The 22,563-nt window shown below is 66.6% G+C and carries 16 protein-coding genes; 11 read left to right on the forward strand and 5 right to left on the reverse strand.

Annotation, left to right across the window (positions count from 1 at the left end; translation table 11 throughout):
• The first annotated feature begins 198 nt into the window (after nt 1-198).
• The 6 genes from NU1_RS18730 (at nt 199) to NU1_RS40425 (ending at nt 10,875) form a co-directional block, all read left to right on the forward strand.
• The gene (locus NU1_RS18730) at nt 199-1,044 is read left to right on the forward strand and encodes a DMT family transporter (protein ID WP_067523082.1); all 846 of its coding nucleotides are present in this window, start codon (nt 199-201) and stop codon (nt 1,042-1,044) included.
• 123 nt (nt 1,045-1,167) lie between these two features.
• Nucleotides 1,168-4,662, forward strand: coding sequence for an SWIM zinc finger family protein (locus tag NU1_RS41545; RefSeq protein WP_067523083.1), 3,495 nt, complete (start codon nt 1,168-1,170; stop codon nt 4,660-4,662).
• Nucleotides 4,659-5,759 carry an ATP-binding protein gene (locus NU1_RS18740; RefSeq protein WP_067523084.1) on the forward strand — a complete coding sequence of 367 codons (1,101 nt, stop codon included), beginning with the start codon at nt 4,659-4,661 and terminating at the stop codon, nt 5,757-5,759. The genes NU1_RS41545 and NU1_RS18740 overlap by 4 nt, the downstream gene beginning before the upstream one ends.
• Complete coding sequence (locus NU1_RS18745; RefSeq protein WP_245720196.1) at nt 5,756-8,044, forward strand: DUF5682 family protein; 2,289 nt, start codon at nt 5,756-5,758, stop codon at nt 8,042-8,044. Before NU1_RS18740 ends, NU1_RS18745 begins: the two co-directional genes overlap by 4 nt.
• A gap of 225 nt (nt 8,045-8,269) precedes the next feature.
• On the forward strand, nt 8,270-9,436 hold the full coding sequence (locus tag NU1_RS18750) for a VWA domain-containing protein (RefSeq protein ID WP_067523085.1): 1,167 nt from the start codon (nt 8,270-8,272) through the stop codon (nt 9,434-9,436).
• Between the two features lie 128 nt (nt 9,437-9,564).
• Nucleotides 9,565-10,875, forward strand: a complete 1,311-nt coding sequence (locus tag NU1_RS40425) for a serine/threonine-protein kinase (RefSeq protein WP_245720197.1) — start codon at nt 9,565-9,567, stop codon at nt 10,873-10,875.
• 66 nt (nt 10,876-10,941) lie between these two features.
• On the opposite strand, the gene NU1_RS18760 is transcribed toward NU1_RS40425, so the two are convergent.
• The 3 genes from NU1_RS18760 to NU1_RS18770 all read right to left on the reverse strand — a co-directional run bounded on the left by NU1_RS18760 (nt 10,942) and on the right by NU1_RS18770 (nt 16,248).
• Nucleotides 10,942-13,461, reverse strand: coding sequence for an ABC transporter permease (locus tag NU1_RS18760; protein ID WP_371859808.1), 2,520 nt, complete (start codon nt 13,459-13,461; stop codon nt 10,942-10,944).
• 14 nt (nt 13,462-13,475) lie between these two features.
• Complete coding sequence (locus NU1_RS18765) at nt 13,476-14,252, reverse strand: ABC transporter ATP-binding protein (protein WP_067523087.1); 777 nt, start codon at nt 14,250-14,252, stop codon at nt 13,476-13,478.
• Between the two features lie 139 nt (nt 14,253-14,391).
• Nucleotides 14,392-16,248, reverse strand: a complete 1,857-nt coding sequence (locus tag NU1_RS18770; protein ID WP_371859809.1) for a serine/threonine-protein kinase — start codon at nt 16,246-16,248, stop codon at nt 14,392-14,394.
• A 242-nt stretch (nt 16,249-16,490) separates the two neighbouring features.
• Here NU1_RS18770 and NU1_RS18775 point away from each other — a divergent pair, with 242 nt between their 5' ends.
• Nucleotides 16,491-17,261 (forward strand): deoxyribonuclease IV, encoded by a 771-nt coding sequence (locus NU1_RS18775; protein WP_067523088.1) that lies wholly within the window; start codon nt 16,491-16,493, stop codon nt 17,259-17,261.
• Nucleotides 17,262-17,458: 197 nt separating this feature from the next.
• Here the strand turns inward: NU1_RS18775 and NU1_RS18780 are convergent, their stop codons facing one another.
• Nucleotides 17,459-18,736, reverse strand: coding sequence for an RNA-guided endonuclease InsQ/TnpB family protein (locus tag NU1_RS18780; RefSeq protein WP_212761321.1), 1,278 nt, complete (start codon nt 18,734-18,736; stop codon nt 17,459-17,461).
• Here NU1_RS18780 and tnpA point away from each other — a divergent pair.
• The 3 genes from tnpA to NU1_RS18795 all read left to right on the forward strand — a co-directional run bounded on the left by tnpA (nt 18,677) and on the right by NU1_RS18795 (nt 21,329).
• The gene (tnpA, locus tag NU1_RS18785; protein ID WP_067523089.1) at nt 18,677-19,096 is read left to right on the forward strand and encodes an IS200/IS605 family transposase; all 420 of its coding nucleotides are present in this window, start codon (nt 18,677-18,679) and stop codon (nt 19,094-19,096) included. The genes NU1_RS18780 and tnpA overlap by 60 nt on opposite strands.
• An 83-nt stretch (nt 19,097-19,179) precedes the next feature.
• Entirely contained in the window at nt 19,180-20,388 is a 1,209-nt protein-coding gene (locus NU1_RS18790) for a CaiB/BaiF CoA transferase family protein (protein ID WP_084521575.1), read from the forward strand.
• Nucleotides 20,389-20,420: 32 nt separating this feature from the next.
• Nucleotides 20,421-21,329 (forward strand): hydroxymethylglutaryl-CoA lyase, encoded by a 909-nt coding sequence (locus NU1_RS18795; protein WP_067523091.1) that lies wholly within the window; start codon nt 20,421-20,423, stop codon nt 21,327-21,329.
• Nucleotides 21,330-21,398: 69 nt separating this feature from the next.
• Here the strand turns inward: NU1_RS18795 and NU1_RS18800 are convergent, their stop codons facing one another.
• Complete coding sequence (locus NU1_RS18800) at nt 21,399-21,653, reverse strand: hypothetical protein (RefSeq protein ID WP_067523092.1); 255 nt, start codon at nt 21,651-21,653, stop codon at nt 21,399-21,401.
• 332 nt (nt 21,654-21,985) lie between these two features.
• On the opposite strand from NU1_RS18800, the gene NU1_RS18805 reads away from it, so the two are divergent.
• Nucleotides 21,986-22,540: a hypothetical protein gene (locus tag NU1_RS18805; RefSeq protein ID WP_067523093.1), complete on the forward strand. Its 555-nt coding sequence runs from the start codon at nt 21,986-21,988 to the stop codon at nt 22,538-22,540.
• Nucleotides 22,541-22,563: the final 23 nt, after the last annotated feature.

Consider the following 22,563-nt stretch of genomic DNA (forward strand, 5'->3'; position numbering starts at 1 on the left):
TGGGCAGGCGAGTCGACCACACTGCTTTGATTCCTTCTCCCGGCACCCGGCTGGAACCGCCACGCCCGCTCGACAACTCGGCTACGTAGGCCCCGAGAACAGCAGTCAGTCCCCACCTCGACCACCACCATCACCGAAAGCCCCCTCCCACGGCAGTGAAATACCAGCAACTCGCTCGATAAGCAGCAAACTGGATCGGTGCCCGACCTCCCGCTGCCCGCCGTACTCTGCGCCTTCGCCGCCGCGCTATTGTTCGCCGTCTCGGCAGTCGCGCAGCAAACCGCGGCCGCCGAGGTGCCGAAGGGCGACGCACTGTTCGCCGCACTCGTACGCAACCCACGGTGGTGGGCCGGAATCGTCGGTGACGGTGGGGGTTTCGCGTTTCAGGTGGCGGCGCTGAGCTTCGGGTCGGTGCTCGTGGTCCAGCCGATCCTGGTCAGCATGCTGATTTTCGCCTTACCACTGGCGGCGTACTACGGCAAGCGGCGGATCACACCGCGAACCTGGTCTATCGCAATGGTTCTCGCGGCAGCGCTGGCGGTGTTCCTGATTGTCGGGGACCCTGCCGAAGGGACCTCCGACGCGCTCTTGCGGCAATGGCTGGTGCCGCTCGGTCTGCTACTGGGATTGGTCGCCTGCTGTGTCATCGCGGCCTTCGCCATCGCCGCGCCCGCGCCGCGCGCGCTACTGCTGGGAACGGCGGGCGGGACGCTGTTCGGGATTGCCGCCGCGCTCACCGCCCACGTCGCCGACCTCTTCACGCACGAGACCGCGTCGGTGCTGACGAGCTGGCATATCTACGCCTTGGCGTTTACCGGGGCTACCGGCCTCTACCTGCAACAACGCGCCTATCAGGTCGGCCCGCTCTCGGCATCGCTGCCCGCCGTCACCGTCGCGGAACCCCTTGCCGCGGCCGTACTCGGCATCACGGTGCTGCAGGAGCGTTTGCGCTCCGGAGCCGTCGTCACGACCGTCGTCACCCTCGCCGCACTGGTGATGTGTGTCGCCGCCGTGCTGCTGTCCCGGGCCGAAGCCGCCGACTGAATCGGGTGCGCGAGAACGGACCGTCCGTACCGAAAAGCACGGCACCAGTGCGGTTGCCGTAGTCGGTGCGCACTTGTCGGTGGGCTGCGATAGAAATCCGGTCATACCGAGGAAGGGGGACCGATGAGTACTCGCTGGAGCGCCGATCAGATCGCCGCGCTCGCACCGGATGCCGCGTCGCTGAGCGCAGCCCGCAAACTGCGCGGCAAGTGGAGCGAAACCGGACAGTTCGACACCACGCTGTGGGGTCTGTGCAAGGGCAGCGGCAGCCGTCCGTATCAGGCCGTCATCGATCTTGCGGGGCCCGCGTACAAATGCACCTGCCCGAGCCGGAAGTTCCCGTGTAAGCACGCACTGGGGCTGCTGCTCACCTGGTCCGAGGGCGGGGTTCGGGAGGTCGACGCACCGGCCGACTTCGCGGCCGAATGGCTGGCCACACGGGCGGCACGGGAAGCGAAAAAGGCCGCACCGGAAGCGAATACATCGCGCTCCAGCAATGCGACCACCGCCGGTCAACGGCAGGCACGGGTCACCGCCGGGCTCGCCGATCTCGATATGTGGCTGGCCGATCAGGTCCGCACCGGCCTCGCCCAGGCGGACCGCTCCCACCACGCCTTCGAAACGGTGGCGGCCCGCATGGTCGATGCCCAGGCCCCCGGCCTCGCGCTCACTCTGCGCCAATTCCCCCGTATCGCGGCCCGCGCCGACTGGCCGCACCGGCTGTTGCGCGAATACGGCCGCCTGCATCTGCTCATTGCCGCACATCAGCGGCTCGACCAGCTCTCCCCCGCATTGGGCTCGAGTATCCGCACCCATATCGGCTTTCCGACACCGGTGGACTCGGTGCGCACCGAACCCTCGGTACGCGATCACTGGATGGTGCTCGCCGCCCGCACCTCCGTAGAGGATGCGCTGTACACCCGCCGAGTGTGGCTGCGCGGTCGCCGGACCGGTCGCTGGGCACTGCTGCTCGACCACCACCACGGCAGCCCGAGCTTCCCGCAGGACACCCCGGCCCCCGGATTCCAGGTGGATGCCGACCTGCACTACTACCCGGCGGCGGCACCGATGCGGGCGATCTGGGGCGAGCGACACAGCGCGCCGGAACCGTTCACCACAATTCCCCGTACGGCCGCCGCAGACGACGAGGAATCGGCTGCGCTCCACGAAAATGGCTCAGCGGCAATACAACCGAATATCGTCACTGTGACGCCGAGTGCAGCCTCTGCCGCGTTGACAGTCGGCACCGCACGCAACCGGTCGGACGCCGTGCTCGGCGTGACCGACGCCGTTCACCAAAGTAATGCCACGCTTCACGACACCGACTCCACTGGTCACGCGGCGGACACCACCGACAACAGCAGCACCGCACCTCACGAAACCGGCACTCCGCACGACGAGACCGGCACCGCAGGTGACCAAGGGGATGCCGTCCTCCGCGACACCGGCATCACAGCGCGCGATACCGACACCACACGCCACCAGGGTGGCTCCGTACACAGCACGGTTGGGCACGCTTCGCGCCTCATCGACACCACTACTGAGATTCACAGCGGGGCGTCCGCACAGTCCTCGGCATCCCGGCAGGATTTTGGCCGGGATCCGCTACGGCGGGGTGAGGATTCCGACCGAGAACACGCCGGAACGACAAAGGTGGCCGGGCGACATCGCGACCCGAATCCCAGTAATGACGGTGTTGCGGGCCGCATATCGTCCGGACGGGGAACTATTGCCGACGCATTGCGCGAACATGCCGAGGCGCTGGGTGCCGATCCGTTTCTGCGGGCCTGGCCGGTACTGCTGATCGATGTTGTTCCGGCGCGCGGCGACAGTGGATGGCGGGTTGTCGAATCCGAGGGGGATGCCCTGCCGGTGTCCGCCGAGGATGGCGAGCCGTGGCGGATGCTGGGCGTTTCGGGTGGGCATCCGGTGACCATCGTCGGGGAGTGGACCACGGACGGGCTGGTGCCACTGTCCGTCTTCGGATCGGGCACTGTCGTGGATGCTGTTGCCGTCGACGGGGTTTCGGCGAGCGGAAGCACCGGTTCGGCGGCTGCGTCGATAGCTGTCGATGCGAGTACCGAAGCCGATGCGGGCACCGGGGAACTCGTGTCCACGGCGTTGGTGGGCACCGCACGGCGAACCGCCGACACCGGCACCCTGCCCGCCCCGGTCGCGGATGTCGCGGCGGGGTTGAACGGCGATGCCGCCGTCACCCTGCTCGAATCCGTTGCGCTACAGGAGTGTTTCACGCGGGGCGCGGTCTCGCCCGGGTCGGCGGAAGTCACCGAACCGGCCGGGGAGGATCCGAGGCCGGTATTGCCACCGGCCGCGGCGGCGCGATTGGGCACGCTGCTGACCGATACCTCCTCGTTCTTGGCGGAATGGTTCACGGTGGCCGAGCCGTTCGACTATCGCGCTCCGGAGGCAATGTGCAGTCGACTGTTGGAACGCGCCAAATCCGTTGCCACATACCGGGAGCCACTACTGCGCCTGGCCGGGGTGCGGGGCAGGTGGCTGGCCTCCCAGCATCCCGGATGGCGGACGCTGGTGCGGGCGACCGTGGCCGACGAGACCGTGTGGTCGCACGGCCGTGCCCCGGAACGACGGGCGTGGCTGGCGCGTTCGCGGCGCGTCGATCCCATCGCCGCACGGGATGCGCTGGCCGGGTCGTGGGCCAAGGAGTCGGGGCCTGGCAAGGTGGAGCTGCTGGCGGTGCTGGCCGATGGGCTGTCCGCGGCCGATGAGGCGCTCTTGGAATCCGCGCTCGACGATCGGCGTGCCGATGTGCGGCGGCTGGCGGCGGATCTGCTTGCCCGGCTGCCGGATTCGGATTTCGTGCGACGGATGACCACCCGTGCCGCCGCCTGGGTGAGTTTCGGTGAGCGTCTCGCACAGCCGCTGCTCACCACCACCGGACCGGGCGTCCTCGATGATGCCGCCCGCCGCGACGGCGTCGGCGACTCGTTCACCTTCACTGTCTACCGGGCTGACGGTTCACCGGATCTGGCCGCCGAATGGCTGCACCGGGTAGTGGCGGCGACCGGACTGCCCCACTGGGAGGTCCTGCTCGGTGCTCCCGATCAGGCCGTGCGGGTGCCAATGGCGGACAGCCTGCGCGGCCCCATGTTCGCCGGTTGGGCGGATGCCGCACTCGCACAGCGGAATCCGGTGTGGGCGCGGGCGTTGTTCGCGGTCATTACCGGCTCCCCCGCCGCGGGCGATCCGGATGTGGAGAAGTTGCGTGAGCTCTTCGCCATCCAACCGCTCGAGGATCAGGTGCGGCATCTGCGCCAACTCGACAGCAGTTGGCTGGCTGAAATCGAATCACTGCTGCGGGCCGTAACGCATCCATGGCCGACGCAGGTGGCCGACCATGTACTACGACTGCTCATGGAGCGGGCCAGGCTCAGCGCCGACCGACCCGGCGCCCCCAGCCTGGTGCCGGGTTCGTACCGGACCCTGTTCCGGGCGGCCTCCACCAACTTTCCGGTGACGGCGGCACCCGCTGTCACCGCCGCCGCCGACAGCTGCGGAGATCCGTACTGGGAGCAGGCATTCGACCAGCTCGCCGGAGACCTCATGGAACGCAAGACGATGCTCGAGGAGTTGACGTGACCATCCCCCAGGAGCAGGACATCCTGCTGCGTCCGCACGCCGAACAGGCTTTCGCCGACGAACTGAAGGCCCTCGCCGCCGCCGACGATCGCCCACGCCCACCGTCGTGGCAGCTGTCACCGTGGGCGGTGGTCACCTACCTGCTGGGCGGCACGCTGACCGATGGCACCGTCATCACTCCCAAGTATGTGGGACCACGTCGGCTCATGGAGGTCGCGGTGGCCACCCTCGCGACCGATCGGGCGCTGCTCCTGCTCGGTGTTCCCGGCACCGCTAAAACCTGGGTGTCGGAACATCTTTCGGCAGCCATCTCCGGTGCGTCGACGCTGCTGGTGCAGGGCACCTCGGGCACCGCCGAGGAAGCCATCCGGTACGGCTGGAATTACGCGCGGCTGCTGGCGGAGGGGCCGAGCGAGGGTGCGTTGGTGCCGTCCCCCATCATGACCGCCATGCGCGCGGGCTCGATCGCCCGGATCGAGGAGCTGACCCGCATCCCGTCGGATGTACAGGACGCGCTCATTACCGTGCTGTCGGAGAAGACGCTGCCGGTGCCGGAACTCGGTATCGAGGTGCAGGCCGCCAAGGGTTTCAATGTCATTGCCACCGCCAATGATCGCGATCGCGGCGTCAATGACCTCTCCTCGGCGCTGCGACGACGCTTCAATACCGTCATTCTGCCGCTACCCGCCGGTGAGGACGAAGAGGTCGCCATTGTCACCCGCCGTGTCGAACAACTCGGTGCGGCACTGGAATTGCCCGCCGTTCCCGCCGCCGCCGAGGAGATCCGCCGGGTGGTGCGGGTCTTCCGCGAACTGCGTTCGGGTGTGACGACGGACGGCCGCACCAAGTTGAAATCACCCTCCGGCACCCTCTCCACCGCCGAGGCCATTTCGGTCATCACCAATGGTCTGGCGCTGTCGGCCCACTTCGGTGACGGGGTGCTGCGCGCCGGAGATATCGCCGGTGCCGTCCTCGGCGCGATCGTCAAGGATCCGGTCTCCGATGCGGTGGTGTGGACCGAGTACCTGGAAGCCGTTGTGCGCCAGCGCCCCGACTGGTCCGACTTCTATCGCGCCTGCCGCGAGGTGAACGGATGACCCCGGTCTCCACCGACGACCTCCCGGCCGCCACGACCGCGGTGACCGCCGGGGCCGCACAGACCCGAATCTTCGGCATTCGCCATCACGGGCCAGGATCGGCTCGCTCACTGCGGCTGGCACTGGAGCGATTCCGACCTGACGCGATTCTCATCGAAGGACCTGCCGACGCCGATCCGCTGGTCGGCTATGTCGCGGCAGCGGATATGTCGCCGCCGGTCGCGCTCTTGGCCTATCAGCCGGACGAACCCGCCAGGGCCGCGTTCTGGCCCTATGCCGGATTCTCTCCGGAGTGGCAGGCGCTGCGGTACGCGGCGGAACACGGCGTCGAGGTCGGCTTCTGTGATCTGCCCGCGGCTATCACACTCGCGGTCACCGACGAACCCGGCGACCGCACCGACCCGCTGGGGCTGCTGGCCGCCGCCGGTGGCTACGACGACGCCGAACGCTGGTGGGACGCGATTGTCGAATCCAGTTCCGACGCCGATATTTTCGATGCCGTGCACGAAGCCATGGCCGCGCTGCGGGAATCCGCCGTCGAGGCGGGCGATGCCACGGGCGAATCCGAGGAATCCGAGCGCGACCCGATCACCATCGATACCCACACTTTGCGCCGGGAGGCGCATATGCGGCAGGTCATGCGTAAAACGTTGAAGGATGGGGCGCAACGGCTGGCCGTGGTGTGCGGGGCGTGGCATACACCCGCGTTGAGCGGCAAACTCGGTCCGGCGGTGGCCGATACCCGGCTGCTCAAGGGGCTGCCGAAGGTCAAAACCACGCTGACCTGGGTGCCGTGGACGCATTCGCGACTGGCCAGTGGGTCCGGGTACGGAGCCGGAATCACCTCACCGGGCTGGTACCAGCACCTGTTCACCGAGACCGAGCAGCCCATTGTGCGCTGGCTGACCAAAGTGGCGGGGACGCTGCGCCAGCACGACCTGCCGGTCTCGAGTGCGCACATTATCGAATCGGTGCGGCTGGCCGATACGCTCGCCACGCTGCGCGGGCGACCGCTGCCCGGCCTGTCGGAGGTGACCGAGGCGACGCGGGCGGTGCTCTGCGACGGCGACGAAACCATGTTGGCTCTGGTGAGCCGCGAACTGGTGGTCGGTGAGGCGCTGGGGTCGGTGCCGGACGGCACGCCCACCGTACCGCTGGAAGCCGATCTGCGGGCACAGATCCGGACGCTGCGGTTGAAGCTCGAGGCTCTCGAACGCACCGTGGATCTGGATCTGCGCACCGAGCGGGATATGGCGAAATCCCGTCTGCTGCACCGATTGCGGCTGCTCGGCATCGCTTGGGGTCGGCGCACCGCCAGCGAGGTGCGCGGCACCGGAACCTTCCGGGAGACCTGGAAGTTGCAGTGGCAGCCGGAATTAGCCGTCGCTGTGGTGGAGGCCTCGCGCTGGGGCACCACCCTGCGCACCGCCGCCGAGGCCAAGATTCTCGACCAGGTCAACCAACCGGACGCCGCCGTCCAAGAGGTCGCGGCCGCTCTCGATGCGGCACTCCTGGCCGATCTGAGCGATGCCATCGACGGGCTCATTGTCCGGCTGGAATCGGTTGCGGCCCTGGACCATGATGTCACCCACCTGCTCGCCGCACTCCCCGATCTCTTGCGCACGCTGCGCTACGGCGATGTCCGCAGTACCGATACAGCGGCGCTGGCCCGGGTCACCGACGGCCTGCTGGTCCGGGTCTGCGCCGGGCTGCCGAGCGCCGTCACCGGGCTGGACGCCGATGCGGCCGCCGATCTTCGCACCCGTCTCGATGCGGTGCATCTGGCGCTCGCGGCGCGTAATGACGAGTGGGCCAATGAGTCCTGGCTCGCCGCCTTGCGCGCACTGGCCGATCGCGATGATGTCAACGGCGGATTGGTCGGCCGCGCGGTGCGGCTGCTGTGCGATGCCGAGATCATCGACGCCGCGGAATCGGCCCAGCGGCTGTCGGCGGCGCTCTCGGTGGGCCGCACGGCCGGTGACAAGGCCGCCTGGATCGACGGCTTCCTCGGAGGCCGCGGGCTGCTCCTGGTCCACGACCGAAACCTGCTGGGGCTGATCAATTCCTGGCTCTGCGGTCTGGAGGAGCCCGACTTCGTCGCCATCCTGCCCCTGCTGCGCCGCACCTTCGGCGAATTCGAGAGCGGTGTCCGGCAGTCCATTGCCCAGGCAGTCCGCCACGGCGCGACGACTGCCGCCAGGGCCAGCGCGGCAACCGATTACGACACCGAGCGCGGTGTCATCGCCCTGCGCGCGGCCATCGAGATCCTGAGGGGAACCGCATGAGCGGACCAGCGTGCGCGAGACCCCGTCATTCCGGCACACTCCAGCCCCACCACTCCGACACACCCCAGCGCCGTCATTCCGGCACAACTCAGACCCGTCATTCCAGCGTGCTTTTGGCCGGAATCCACACCTCTGCCGGTTACGGTGGATCCCGGCCAAAAGCACGCCGGGATGACGAGATAGGCCCGCAGACAGGGCGTATCGCCACAGACGAGGAGGTTCGGCATGCGTGACATCGACGAGTCACAAGCTCGCCGCTGGCGATTGGTCCTGGGCGGGGCGGCCGAACCCGGGTTGGGCGGACTCGGGGCCGCCGGTGACGCCGCCATGGATCGGGCCCTGTCGGCGCTCTACGACTCCGATGGCCCGGCCGGTCAGAGCACGCGGCGGTCCGCCGGACTGGGCGGGTCGGCCCCGAATGTGGCGCGCTGGCTCGGGGATATCCGCTCCTACTTTCCTGCCACCGTGGTGGAGGTCATGCAGCGGGATGCGGTGCGGCGCTTGAATCTCACCGAGCTGCTGCTCGAACCCGAACTCCTCGAAGCCGTGGAGCCGGACGTGCATCTGGTCGGCACCCTGTTGAGCCTCAACAAGGTGATGCCGGAGACCACCAAGGCCACCGCGCGCATGGTGGTGGAGAAGGTGGTGCGTGAGGTCGAGCGGCGTATTGCCGCGCAGACCATTGCCGCGGTGGGCGGGGCGCTCAATCGCGCGGCCCGCGTCTCGCGCCCGAAACTGCGGGATATCGACTGGGACCGCACCATTCGCCGCAATCTGGCCAACTATCTGCCGGAGTACCGCACCGTGGTGCCGGAGCGCCTGGTCGGCTACGGCCGCAAGGCGCAGGCGGTGCGGCGTGATGTGGTGCTGGCCATCGACCAATCCGGGTCCATGGCGTCGAGCGTGGTCTATGCGTCGGTTTTCGGGGCGGTGCTGGCGTCGATGCGGTCGCTGAAGACCGCACTGGTCGTATTCGATACCGCCGTCGTGGATCTCACCGAGAAGCTGTCCGATCCGGTGGAGGTGCTCTTCGGGACGCAACTCGGCGGCGGCACCGATATCAATCGCGCCATCGCCTACTCGCAGTCGCTCATCACCCGCCCCACCGATTCGCTGTTCGTTCTCATCTCCGATCTCTACGAGGGCGGTATCCGCGCCGAAATGCTGCGCCGCATTCGCACCATGACCGAATCGGGCGTGCAGGTGGTGGTGCTACTCGCGCTCTCCGATGACGGCGCACCGGCCTACGACCACGAGAACGCGGCGGCCCTGGCTGCCCTCGGCGTCCCGGCCTTCGCCTGCACCCCGGACCGTTTTCCGGAGCTGCTCGCGGTCGCCCTGGATCGCGGTGATGTGCGGCGCTGGGCCGATCTCAATGCCGGGCGCTCCTGAGCGGAGGTGAAGTCCGGACCGGATAGCGTAAAATCGCAGGTCAGGAGGGCTCCGAGCGGGAACCCCGGGTTTGGCGTGAATAATCGCTGCTAGGCTGCCAGGCGATTCGACTCGTGGAAACGGGGGCTGTGGATTTGCTCAACTCTGGTGAGGAGTTCGCCGGTTATGTCGTCGAGCGCGAACTGGGCCGCGGCGGGATGGGGTCGGTGTATCTGGCCAAACATCCCCGGCTGCCCCGCCGGACGGCATTGAAACTGCTGAATCAGGAGATGTTCACCGACGACGAGATTCGGGCCCGATTCATTCGGGAGGCCGATCTGGTCGCCCAGCTGGACCATCCGAATATTGTCACGGTGTACGACCGCGGCGCGGTCGACGATCAGCTGTGGATCTCCATGCAGTACATCGACGGCGTCAATGCCGCGGATATCAATCCCGGCAAACTGCCGCCGCTGCGGGCGGTGCAGGTCATTACCGAAACCGCCAAGGCCCTCGACTACGCGCACGGCATCGGTGTCCTGCACCGGGATGTGAAGCCCGCCAATATCCTGCTGGCCCGCGCCGGGCGAGCGGGTGCGGGCGGCGAGCGGGTGTACCTCACCGATTTCGGTATCGCCCGGCTGCGCGACGATACCGGCCACCTCACCCAAACCGGTACGGTGACAGCCACGCTCGCCTACGCCTCACCCGAACAGTTGACCGGAGCCACCCTGGACGGTCGCGCCGACCAGTACTCCCTCGCGTGCACGCTGTTCCAGTTGCTCACCGGCGCTGTGCCGTTCGAGGGCACCAGTCCGGCGGCGGTGATCCGCGGACATCTACAGGAACGTCCGCGCAATGTGAGTGCGCTACGCCAGGACCTACCGCGCGCCATCGACGGCGTACTCGCGCGGGCATTGGCGAAACGCCCCCAGGACCGCTACCGGTCCTGCGTCGAATTCGCGGCCGCCGCCGAACGCGCCTTCACCATCTCGCGTACCTCGCCGCCGCAGGCGGTCGTACCGCAACGGCCGCCCACCCCGGTTCGTCCGCAGCCCGTGGTGCCGCCGCCGATGCACACCCCGTCGACGCCCCGGCCGCTGATCAACCAGTCCGGACCCGGCAATCAGCCTCCGGCGCAGCTCAATCCGCAGCCCGGACCGTTCAATCAGCCGGTGGCGCGGGGCAACCCGCAACCGGGTCCGATGAACCCGCAGTCCGCGCAGTTCAATCAGTCGTCCCCGCAGTTCAATCAGCCTGCGGGGCAGACCGGTCAACCGCCCGCGGCGGTGCCGGGCACCGGGCCGCCCGGCTACGCACCGCTGTACCAACATCCGCAGCAGCAGCCGACCTATCATCCGCCGCAACAGGGTTCGGGTTCGACGGTGTGGATTATCGTCGCGATCGTCGCGGTGCTGTTGATAGCCGTGATCGCGGTCATCGTGATCTTGAGCGCCTAGCCCCCGGCCTCGAAAACGACTGTCGCCCCCTGCGGTGAGCAGGGGGCGACAGTGTCGCTGGACCGACTACAGATCCGCGATGGCCGCCAATGGCGGTGTGCGCGCCGCGCGCACACCGGGCCACAGTGCCGCCAGAATGCCGACCACGCCGGAGGCGATGAGCATCAGCACGATCTGGTCCCATGGAATCGCGATCGTCTCCAGACCGAGATCCTGCAGGGTGCGCAGGAATCCGATACCGAGGCCGACGCCGAGGATCACCCCGACGATCGCGCCGAATATCGCGATCAGCATGGATTCCAGATAGATACTGCGGCGCACCTGCGGACGCTGCATACCGACCGCACGCAGCATGCCGATTTCGCGGCGACGCTCGACCACCGACAGGGCGAGGGTATTGACGATGCCGAGGATGGCGATCACCACCGCCAGGGCCAGCAATCCGTACAGAATCGCCAGCATGGTGTCGATCTGACGGCCCTGCACACCCTTGAAGTCCTCATGATCCATCACCTGGACAGTGCCGAACTTCTCGGTGGCCTGCTCCAGATCGGTGCGCATGGCCCCGAGGTCGGCACCCGGAGCAGCCTTGACCGCCACCATGAAACTGCTGCGGAAGCTCGTCGGCACGGTCTCGTCGTACAGCGCCATCGGTGCCACCAGCGATTGCAGCAGCTGCATATCGTCGTAGATACCGGCCACCGTGACCGCATGCTTCTTGCCGTCCATACTGGTCACCTCGACAGTTTCGCCAGCCGACCAATCATGTTCGGCGGCAAAGGTTTCCGAAACCAGGATGTCTTTGGCGCCGAGTTCATCGGTACCGTGCAATACCTTGTAGCTCAGCACGCTGCCCATTGGCCCCTCGGGCACGGAACCGATCACCTGCTCGCCATCGACCTTCAGCGCAATGCCGTGGAAGGCCACCACATCCTGCACTCCGGGTACGGCCCGCACATCGTCGGTGGCCTGCATCGGAACGCCGATCATACCGTCGGGTGGTCCCATCATCATGTAGTCGGCCTGCACACCCCTATCCACCAGATCACCGATACTGGCCTTGGCGGAGGCGCCGAGTATGGCGATCGCCGATACCAGCATGAGGCCCAGGGTGAGCGCGAAAGCCGTTGCGGCGGTACGGCGCGGATTGCGAATCGCGTTATTGCGCGCCATCCGGCCGATCGGCCCGAACGGCCGCACCAGCACACCGAGCCCGGAGATCACCGGCTTCGACAGCGCCGGGGAACCGAGTAGCACCGCGAGAATCAGTGCCAGCGCACCGATTCCGACGGTGAGCGCAGCATTGCCACCGGTGCCCTGCGCCCCGATGACAACCAGTGCCGCACCGACGACGGCCATCACCGCGCCGATACCGGCGCGCAGCCACTTGGTCGATTCGTCGGAGGAGGAGAACTCCTCCCGCATGGCCTCGACGGGCGGGATGGTCGCGGCGCGCCGGGCGGGCGCGTACGCGCTGAATACGGTCACCACGGTGCCGAGCACCATGGCCACCAGAATGGTGCGCGGCAGTACCGCCATGGAGCCGGTGGGCAGGCCGAGATCGAACGCATTGAGCAGTGCGGCCAGGCCGAACGCCAATCCGATACCGGCGGCGAGTCCCAGTGCGCTGCCGATCAATCCGACAATGAGCGCCTCGCCCACCACGGACCGTCCCACCTGCCCGCTACTCGCGCCGACCGCACGCAACAGCGCCAGTTCACGCAGTCGCTGCGCCACCAGCATGGAGAAGGTGTTGTAGATGATGAAGGTGCCGACAATCAACGCGATGGCACCGAAGGCGAGCAGGAAGTAATTGATGAACTTCAACGCGTCACCGAGCTGCTGCTTCATCTCCTCCCGCACCTGATCGCCGTTCTGCACCTTGTATTCCGGCATGGCCGTGGCGATTTCATCGCGCAACTGATCGGCATTCACGCCCGGTTGCGCGGCGATATCGAGGTACGCGACGTGCTTACCGTCGGTGAACAGCTCCCGGGCCTGGGCGTCGTCGAATTGCAGCGCGATGAGTCCGCCGGTCCCGCCGCTGCCACCAACCTCGTAGATTCCCGAAACAGTGACCTCGACAGGGCCTTTCGAGGGGAACACCACCGTGGCCTCGTCGCCGACGCCCAGTCCGGCGCGTTCCGCGCCGCCGGTATTGATGGCGACCTCACCGGCTCTGGTGGGCGGGGTGCCCTCCACGAACTCCGGCGGGTCGGCGACGGCGCGGTCCGGCGGGATGTACGCCTCACCGAAAGTCGGTGCACCACCGGTCTGTACGACCTTGCCGTCCTTGAGCAGAGTGACCGGGCCATTGATGCCGGGGGCCACCGTGCGCACGCCCTCCATGGCGGTGACCTTGTCGACCACGGTCAGCGGAATACCGATGGCCTGTTGCGATTCCGGGCTGATCCGGACATCGACGCCCTGGGCCTGACTGGCGAAAATATTGTCGAAGGTGCGCTGCAACGTATCGGTGAAGACGAAAGAGCCTGCGATAAAGGCTGTTCCGAGTACGACCGACAGCACGGTGAGCACCAGGCGCACCTTGTGCGCGGCGAGATTGCGCAAGGCAACCTTGCGCATGGGGCTACCGGACATCAGAGCGTCTCCAGCGACTTGATCTTGTCGAGTACGGAATCAGCGGTGGGGCCGCGCAATTCGTCGACAATCTGACCATCGGCCAGGAACACCACGCGGTCGGCGTAGGCGGCGGTGCGCGGATCATGGGTGACGATGACGACCGTCTGATCGAATTCGTCCACCGCGGCCCGCAGAATCGACAACACCTCACCGGAGGAGTGCGAGTCCAGATTGCCGGTCGGCTCGTCACCGAAGATGATGTCCGGCTTACCCGCCAGCGCGCGGGCACAGGCCACCCGCTGCTGCTGACCACCGGAAAGCTCGGAGGGCCGATGGGTGAGTCGATCAGCGAGGCCGAGCCGCTTGATGACCGTGGCCAACCACTCCTCGTCGGCCTTGCGGCCCGCGATATCGAGCGGCAGCGTGATGTTCTCCAGCGCGGTCAGGGTCGGAACCAGGTTGAATGCCTGGAATACGAAGCCGATGCGGTCGCGACGCAACTGCGTCATCTGCTTATCCGACAGCTTCGTCAGATCGGTATCGCCGATGTGCACGGTGCCCGAGGTTGCCGAATCCAGCCCCGCCAGGCAGTGCATGAGGGTTGATTTACCCGATCCCGACGGTCCCATAATGGCGGTGAACTCGCCCTTCGCGAATTGCGCCGAGACTCCATCGAGTGCTTTGACCTGTGTATCGCCCGAACCGTAGATCTTCGCCAGATCGGTCGCTCGGGCGGCGACCGGGGCAGGATCCGACTTGTCGGGGGCGACGGTAGCCGAGGCGTCTGAATTCATGGTGTCCAGTGTGTCTAGGTTCGGCAGCTGACGCCATCGGGGAACACCCGGAAACCTCGTACCCTCACAGTTTCCACAGGGTGTCTTCCGCACCCGCAGGTCCGCTGCGGATGCGGCGGGCCTGCGGGGTGGTAGCCGATCACGCCAGCGGGGCGGACCGCCACCAGCTCAGGACCTCGTCGAGCGTACCCACGATGCCGTCGGTGTACATCAGATACTGGGTGCGGTCGGCGTCATCGGTGAATACCGTGATCATGCGCGGGCGGTCGCCATCGCTGAACTGGTAGTTGGTGTAGCTCTTGCCGCCATTGGCGTCGGTCGACTTCGTCTCGGGGGTCAGGGCAGTCACGACCTGCTGCACCTTGGCCGCCGAGGTGTAGGCGTAGACCCGGTAGAACGGGTCATTGTTATCGCCGCCGCCGAAGCAGCGCCACTGCACGGCCCAATCCTTGAAGTCGGGTTCGCCATCGGTCTTATCCGGCGGGCTGCTGGGATCAGCCAGGTAGCAGTTGGCTCCGTTGTAGCCCACATCCCCCGACTTGTCGGCGGGCACCATGCGCGGGAATTCCGTGCTGATGGCATCGGAATCCACCGGCTTATCGGCCACCGCCGAGGTGGTGGTCGTGATCGCCCCGGTCTGCGTCGTCTTTCCGTCATCGCCGGCCGCGATAATCGCCACCACGGCGACGATGACCAACAGCACGACACCGACAATGGCCCCGATAATCAGCCCGGTATTGGATTTGCCCGGCTGCGGGTTCCCCATCCCCTGCGGACCGCGCGGACCCGGCGGCGGTGTGGACCCACCGGCGAAGGGTTGGCCGGAAAAGGTCTGCCCCGGCGGCTGGCTGAACTGATTCGTGGGCCCCGGTCGCGTGTACTGGTTCGTCGGGTTCGGTGCCGGTGCGTATTGGTTGCCCGGGTTCGACTGCTGCTGCTGCGTGTACTGATTGGTCTGGCGCGGCTGCGTGTAGTTCGGAATCGGTTGCGGCGGTGGCGTGAGGGTGCGCGAACTGGTACCGGTCGGATACTGCATCGGTGCGGCCGTCGCGGTCGGCGGATGCGTCGGCGGCCGCTGATGGAACTGCATGGGCGGCGCGGTGTGCGGATTCACCAGCGGCATGGCGGGCGCGCTCGGCGAGGTCAGGGCCTGCCGGGCGGCGGCCGCGAATTCGGCGCAGGAATTGAACCGGTCCTCCGGGCGCTTGGCCATGGCCTTGGCGATTACCAGGTCGAGGGCGGGCGGCAGCCCGGGCCGTGCGGCGCTCAGCTGCGGTGGCTGATTCTGCAGGTGGCCCTGGATGACGGCGGCCGGATTGGTGGCCTGGAACGGTCCGGCGCCGGTCAGCAGCCAGAACAGCGTGCAGGCCAGCGAATATTGGTCCGAATGTCCGTCCAGGGCGGAACCGGTCAACTGCTCCGGCGAGGCATAGGCCAGCGTCGCGGTGAACGTACCGGTCTGGGTGAGGTGTCCGCTGTCATCGCGCAGGCGGGCAATCCCGAAGTCGGTGAGGTAGACCCGCTCACCCTTACCGCCGGTGGCGCGGGCGAGCAGAATATTCGCGGGCTTCACATCCCGGTGCAGCACCTCGTTGCGGTGCGCGTAGTCCAGGGCGTCGCCGGTTTCGGCCACGATCTGCACGGCCCGCTCCGGTGGCAGGGTGGTGGCATCCACGGCGGCGGCGTCGACGCCGTCGACGTACTGCATGGAGATCCACATCTGGCCGTCTTCGAGACCGCGGTCGTAGACGGTGACAATATTGTGGTGGTCGAGTTGGGCGACCAGGTCGGCCTCGCGCTCGAAGCGGGCGCGAATCTCCTTGTCGAACACCATCTCCCGGTTCAGCAGCTTGAGCGCCGTCATCCGGGGCAGGCGGGGATGCTTGGCCAGATATACCGAGCCCATGCCGCCGCGGCCCAGCTGCCGCTCGATGACATAACCGGCGAAAACGTCACCGTTGGACAGCATGACCAGCTCCCACTTCCCACGTCGCACACCGGGACCCACCAATGCGCGCCGGACCGCCGAAATCACCGAAACCATAGCAGGGGGGCGGTGTTCGGTCCGCCCTCCGCTGCGCCCGTGAACGGGCCAGCGCGCTGTGTTCCATGTGGTTTCACCTCTGGGTCGGTCGAGCATTCGAAAGGTCTACGGATGTATCTTCTGTCGGCCCGCTTACGCAACAGTTATGGATCGCTTGGCACCACCTGTCGGTGGTGGTGTCTACGCTGAACCCCATGCGTCTAGGAGCACACGTGCGGACGGATAGCGATCCGATCGGTGTCGGCGAGAAGCTCGGAGCCGACGTCATTCAGATGTTCGTGGTCGATCCGCAGAGCTGGGAGAAGCCGAAGCCACATCCGCTGGCGGCGGAGATCAAGGCCAGCCCCATCGAGCTGGTGGTGCACTCCTCGTACCAGATCAATGTGGCGAGCCTGAACAATCGGCTACGCATGCCGTCGCGCAACGCGGTGGCACAGCAGGCCAAGGCCGCGGCCGAGTTGGGCGCGTTCGGACTGGTCGTACACGGCGGCCATGTGCGCTCCGACGACGAGATGGTCGAGGGAATCACCAACTGGCGCAAGCTGTTCCAGCGCCAGGAGGATAAGGGCGGCTTCGATGTGCCCATTCTCATCGAGAACACCGCGGGCGGAAACCACGCGATGGCGCGGCATTTCGACAATATCGCCCGACTGTGGGACGCCGTCGGCGATTACGGCGCGGGATTCTGCCTGGACACCTGCCATGCCTGGGCGGGCGGTGAGGAACTGCTCGGCATTGTGGGCCGGATCAAGGCCATTACCGGCCGTATCGACCTGGTCCACCTGAACTCCTCCCGCGACGCCTTCGATTCCGGCGCCGACCGGCACGCCAACCTGGCGGACGGCACCATCGACCCGCAATTGCTGGTGGCGGTCTGTCAGGCGGTGGACGCGCCGATCGTGCTGGAAACCCCCGCCGACGGCGTTGCCGACGACCTGGCCTACCTACGCGAACAGGTCGGCTGACAGCCGACGACGCGAGCCCCGATCCTGCCGGCCGGCTCGGTCCAGACACGTACGACGCCTGCCGCTCGGTTGACCGCGACCGTCGGTCCACCGGCTCCTTGCACACTCCGTGCCCGCAGTAGGCGGGCACGAGACCGAGAGAGTCCTATCGTTCACACTTTGATTCCTCCCCCGCCTGGAGGCGGGGGATTCCTGGCTCATGCTGCCGGAGCGCTCGGCGAGCACCCTGGTCTTCCGCAATCAGCACCAGCAGGGTGGAAACCAGCCCTGTTCAGCATCACGTACGCGGAGTTCTTATCCCTAGGGGACGAGTGTCCGCAATGTCCACACCGGTAGGTGCGTTCGGATAGCAGGAGGCGGTGATTGGCTCTCTCCCCGCACAACCCGCAATCCATCGTCGTGTGTTTCGGGTTCACCAATATGGCTTCCCGGCCATGTTTGCGCACCATTTCCAGCAGCGCCGTCTTCGTCGCACCGATCGCCGCGTCCTGGGCTTTCCGGGCCATCGTCGTTTTGGCGAGGAACTTCGGCTTGAAGTCCTCCACCGCGAGCTGATCGAACTCCCGCACAACGGCTTTCGCCCACTTGCGGGCGGTGTCCTGGCGTTGGCGGGCGACCTTCTTGTGCAGCTTCGCCATCTTCGACTTCGCGTCCCGGTACCCCTTCGAGCCCGGTTGTCCCTTCCCGGGCTTGCGACGTGCCATCATCCGCTGATAGCGGGCGAGCTTCGCGGCGGCGGACTTCCCGTACTGCGGGTGCGCAAGATCGTGGGCGTCGCTGGTCGTTGTCGCGATCTCCTTCACCCCCCAGTCGATACCGATCGCCCGGCCGGTCGGCAGCAGCGGTTCCGCAGCGGCGGGAATGACGAAGGAGCAATACCAGTGGCCGCTGCTGTCGCGGTAGATCCGGACCGAGGATGGTTCGGCGGGCAGCTCTCGCGACCACACCGGCCGCACCACGATCCCGCCCGCGAGATGAAGGCGGCCGTCCTTCAGCCGGAACCCGCGCAGGGTGTAGTTGAGCGTCGGGTCCGCGAGGGCCTTCTTCTTGAACCGGGGCATCCCCGCCCGCCGGTGTTGCCGGACACGGTCTTTGAAGTCGGTCAACGCTTTCGTGCGGGAACGCCCGAAGTCGCGGATGATCTGCTGTTGCGGAACCGACGCCCCCTCACGCAGCCAGTCGTGTTCGGCCCGCCAGCCAGTCAGTTTCTTGTCCAGCGCGGCGGGGCCTATCGTCTCGCCGGCTTTGTGGACAGTCTTGGATTCTGCGACGCACTGATTCCACACCCACCTGGTGCGGTCCCACTCATCCATCAGGGCGCGGTGGGCTGTTATAGACAGGCGCAGGCGGTACGTGTACCGCGCGCTTCCGACCTCCGCAACCTCGCTCACATGTTCGATACTAACATTGGTTTCATGGACAATCCGGTCAGTTTCCGCGCAGGCAGACATGTTGTTTACAACATGCATGTCCATTTGGTTTTCGTCACAAAGTACCGGGACCCGGTGTTCGCTGCCGCCCACCTGCGCCGCACCGAACAGATCATGCGGGACGTGTGCGCCGACTTCGAAGCGGAACTGGTCGAGTTCAATGGCGAACCCAACCACGTCCACCTGCTGGTCAACTACCCACCCAAGATCGCGGTTTCCAAGCTGGTCAACTCCCTCAAAGGGGTGTCATCAAGGTTGTTGCGCAAGGAGTTCGAGGACTTGCGGTTCGCGTACTGGCAGGGTCTCCGACTGTGGTCGGGGTCGTATTTCGCCGGCTCGGTCGGCGGAGCCCCGATCAGTGTTGTCCGCCGGTATATCGAGCAGCAGTCCCGACCACCCCTATGAGCGGTCGCGCCATGCCCAGAGTTGACGCATTTCCTCCCCCGCCCTGAAGAGCGAGGCATCCACGCTACGTTTCTCTGGTGACGATGGAGATTCGGCCGCTCGATGGGGTGCGGGTTCTGGAGTTGGGGAATTACGTGGCGGCGCCGACCGCCGGGCGGATACTCGGCGACTTCGGGGCCGAGGTAATCAAGGTCGAGCGACCCAAAACCGGTGACGAGCTGCGGAATTGGCGGCTCTACGGTGGTGATACATCGATGCTGTATCGGACCGTGAATCGGAACAAGAAGTCGATCACGCTGGATTTGCGGACCGAGGCGGGTAAGCGAATCGTGCTCGATCTGGTTCGGCAGTGCGATGTGCTGCTGGAGAACTTCCGGCCCGGCATGTTGGAGAAGTGGGGACTGGGGCCGGAGGTCCTGTCGGAGGCCAACCCCGAACTCGTGATCACGCGGATCTCCGCCTACGGACAGACCGGTCCACTCGCACAGCGCCCGGGATTCGCGGCGGTCGCGGAGGCGGTCGGTGGATTGCGCGCACTCGTGGGCGATCCGGATCGGCCGCCGGTGCGCGTCGGTGTCTCGATCGGTGACTCCATCGCGGGCATCTACGCCGCCTTCGGCACGGTCATGGCGCTGTTTCAGCGGGAGCGGGTCGAGCGGGTTCCCTTGGAACAGCGCATTATCGATGTGGCGCTCAATGAATCCATCCTGTCGGTCATGGAATCCCTCGTCCCCGACTACCTCGCCTACGGGATCAATCGCGAACGCGTCGGCGGGCGGATGGAAGGCATCGCACCCAGTAATGCCTACCCGTGCAGCGACGGCTACAGCATTATTATCGGCGGCAATGGCGATGCCATCTTCCAGCGTTATATGCAGGTCATCGGGCGGCCCGACCTGGCCGCCGACCCGGAACTGCAAGACAATGCCGGACGCTGGCGCAATCGCGAACGACTCGACGCCGATATTGCCGCATGGACCGGCCTGCACACCCGCGACGAGGCCTTGCAGATCCTCGAACAGGCCGCCATCCCGTGCGGACCGATCTACACCGCCGCCGATATCGTCACCGACGAGCAGTACCGGGCGCGCAATATGATTCAGACCTTCCCGGTGGATGTGGGCGAACCACAGCCGAAGCAGGTCGGCTTCACCGGCATCGTCCCGGTCATCGGCGCGAAGTCGCTGCCCATCCGCAATGTCGGGCCCGATCTCGGTGAGCACACCCACGAAGTACTGTCCGGACTGCTCGGCATGTCCGAGGCCGATATCGACGCCCTCACCGTCGATTGACGCCGCACCACCGATTGGAAAGGGACCGCGATATGGCGATTCTCCGCGATGTGACGCTGCGCGACGGTTTGCAGCTCACCGGCAAGGTGCTGCCCACCGAGCGCAAGGTCGATATCGTCCGGCAGCTGCTGGCCCTCGGCCTTCCCGAGCTGGAAATCGGCTCCATGGCGCGCCCGGATCTGGTGCCGCCCATGGCCAACAGCCTGGAGCTGGTCGCCGCGCTCACCCCCGCGGAGCTGCGTCGCTGCTGGCTGTGGGTCGCCACTCCCCGCCATGTGGAGAAGGCCGCCGCGGCCGGGGTGCGGAACTTCCAGTACTGCTTCTCGGTCTCCGACGCGCACAATAAGGCCAATATCGGTCGCACCACCGAGGACAGCGTGGCCGCCATGCCCGCCGCCGTGCGCTTCGCCCGCGCGGTGGACGGACGCATTCAGCTGTGCCTGGCAACGGCATTCACTTGCCCGTTCGACGGTCCCGTCGATCCGGCGCGGGTGCTGGCCATTGCCAATGACCCGCGCACCGAGGGTGCGGAGGACATCGTGCTGGCCGACACCCTCGGCCAGGCGCACCCCGATCAGGTGGCGGCGTTGGTGACCGCGGTGCGCGACGGCAGTCCCCGCCGGCGCATCGTCTTCCACGGCCATGACACCTGGGGTATGGGTGTGGCGAATTCGCTCGCCGCCATTGCCGCCGGGGCCGATGTGGTGGACGGTTCGCTGGGCGGGCTCGGTGGCTGCCCGTTCGCTCCGGGTGCGAGCGGCAATACCTCCAGCGAGGATCTGTTGTTCGCCACCCGCCCGGAATGGTTCACGCCGTCAGTACTGGCGCGACTGGTCGAAATGTCCGATCAGTTGCTGAGCGAACTCGGCGAACCCAATCGGTCGCGAACAGCGGAGGGCGCTCGGTCCAAAGCACTGGCATTCGAATGGGTGGTCCGGTGACAGCGAATCAACCCACCAATAGCCAATAGCTTGCCGAATTGGCGCTAGTTCGAATTCCCGCCGAATTCGTCAATGCCCGCCCGAACCGTCGGCGCGTAGCTTCAACAGCACCAGTCCGGCGGTGCAGGCCAGAATCAATCCGGCGACCGCGATTTCGACATGTAGTCCGGCGATTCCCAGGCCGGCCCCGACCAGGCCGCCCACGAATATCAACCAGGCAATCGCCCGGGCCAGACTCGCCGTCACCCGCCGCGGCCTCTCGACCGCGGTATCCACCTGCTGGGCGACCGCGCCCAGCGGGGATGTCGAGTAAGCTCCCATCATCTACTCCTCGATGACGCCCATCGCATTCGGCACGAGGACACCTCTACGCAGGTATCTTTCGATACCCGCACGCGCGTCCCTCAGCTATTTTCGGGCGTCTCACGTGTAACTTTGGCCACACATTACGGCCCGGCAACGAAATGTCTATAGGACACGTGCGTTCAACACGCGGAGTTGATCAATTCGATATCTGAATTACCGCTGTTTGAGATTGTTCCGTGATGCCGGAACACCCTGCGCGGGGCGTAATTCGAACCGACCGCCCGCCTGGCACCGCCTGGCGGCAACCGTTAGGGTGAGCCCCACTCGAGACGAATGAGGAGAGCCCACCGATGGACGGCAGCAACAGTCGCGCGGACGAACGCGACACCGGCCCGCGTCGGCTGCCAGTCCCCCTGATGGGCGCCGCCGCTGCCGCCGGCGCGGTCTCCCTCGGGCTCATCCTCATCGGCTCCTGCGGCCTCGGCGGTTCCGACACCTACGTCGCCCCACCGCCGCTCAATGCCGACTTGCAGGCCGCCCCAACGGGTTACAGCACCAGCTCCGGCACCACCACCCCCGCCGTCATCATCCCGCCCTCCCCCACCTGGCGCGTCGCGTCGGACCGACCCCCACGCCGTACACCGACGCTACCCAGCACCACGGCCCGCGATGAGAACGACGAAAGCCGCGAATCCCCGACCCGCACCACGCGTCCCACCACATCGCGCCCACCACGCATTACTACTCCGCGCACCACCCCGCCCCGCACCACCACCGAGGTCCCGACCACCACGGAGTTCCCGACCACCACGGAACTGCCGACCACGACGCTCGAGTTGCCGGAGCCGGTCCCGCCGACGACGGAGCTGCCGGTTCCCCCCGCGATGGACGACTGGGACGAGTAGCGGTCGCCGGACAATCGTCCCCC

The organism is Nocardia uniformis NBRC 13702 (assembly GCF_001613345.1).
In the GTDB taxonomy this organism is placed as follows: Bacteria; Actinomycetota; Actinomycetes; order Mycobacteriales; family Mycobacteriaceae; genus Nocardia; species Nocardia uniformis.

Excerpts from the sequence above, each read along its gene's own strand:
- NU1_RS41545 (WP_067523083.1), top strand. The coding sequence starts at position 1,168 with ATGAGTACTCGCTGGAGCGCCGATCAGATCGCCGCGCTCGCACCGGAT.
- NU1_RS18745 (WP_245720196.1), top strand. The coding sequence starts at position 5,756 with ATGACCCCGGTCTCCACCGACGACCTCCCGGCCGCCACGACCGCGGTG.
- NU1_RS18750 (WP_067523085.1), top strand. The coding sequence starts at position 8,270 with ATGCGTGACATCGACGAGTCACAAGCTCGCCGCTGGCGATTGGTCCTG.
- NU1_RS18760 (WP_371859808.1), bottom strand. The coding sequence starts at position 13,461 with ATGCGCAAGGTTGCCTTGCGCAATCTCGCCGCGCACAAGGTGCGCCTG.
- NU1_RS18765 (WP_067523087.1), bottom strand. The coding sequence starts at position 14,252 with ATGAATTCAGACGCCTCGGCTACCGTCGCCCCCGACAAGTCGGATCCT.
- NU1_RS18775 (WP_067523088.1), top strand. The coding sequence starts at position 16,491 with ATGCGTCTAGGAGCACACGTGCGGACGGATAGCGATCCGATCGGTGTC.
- tnpA (WP_067523089.1), top strand. The coding sequence starts at position 18,677 with ATGGACAATCCGGTCAGTTTCCGCGCAGGCAGACATGTTGTTTACAAC.
- NU1_RS18780 (WP_212761321.1), bottom strand. The coding sequence starts at position 18,736 with ATGGACATGCATGTTGTAAACAACATGTCTGCCTGCGCGGAAACTGAC.
- NU1_RS18790 (WP_084521575.1), top strand. The coding sequence starts at position 19,180 with ATGGAGATTCGGCCGCTCGATGGGGTGCGGGTTCTGGAGTTGGGGAAT.
- NU1_RS18795 (WP_067523091.1), top strand. The coding sequence starts at position 20,421 with ATGGCGATTCTCCGCGATGTGACGCTGCGCGACGGTTTGCAGCTCACC.
- NU1_RS18800 (WP_067523092.1), bottom strand. The coding sequence starts at position 21,653 with ATGATGGGAGCTTACTCGACATCCCCGCTGGGCGCGGTCGCCCAGCAG.
- NU1_RS18805 (WP_067523093.1), top strand. The coding sequence starts at position 21,986 with ATGGACGGCAGCAACAGTCGCGCGGACGAACGCGACACCGGCCCGCGT.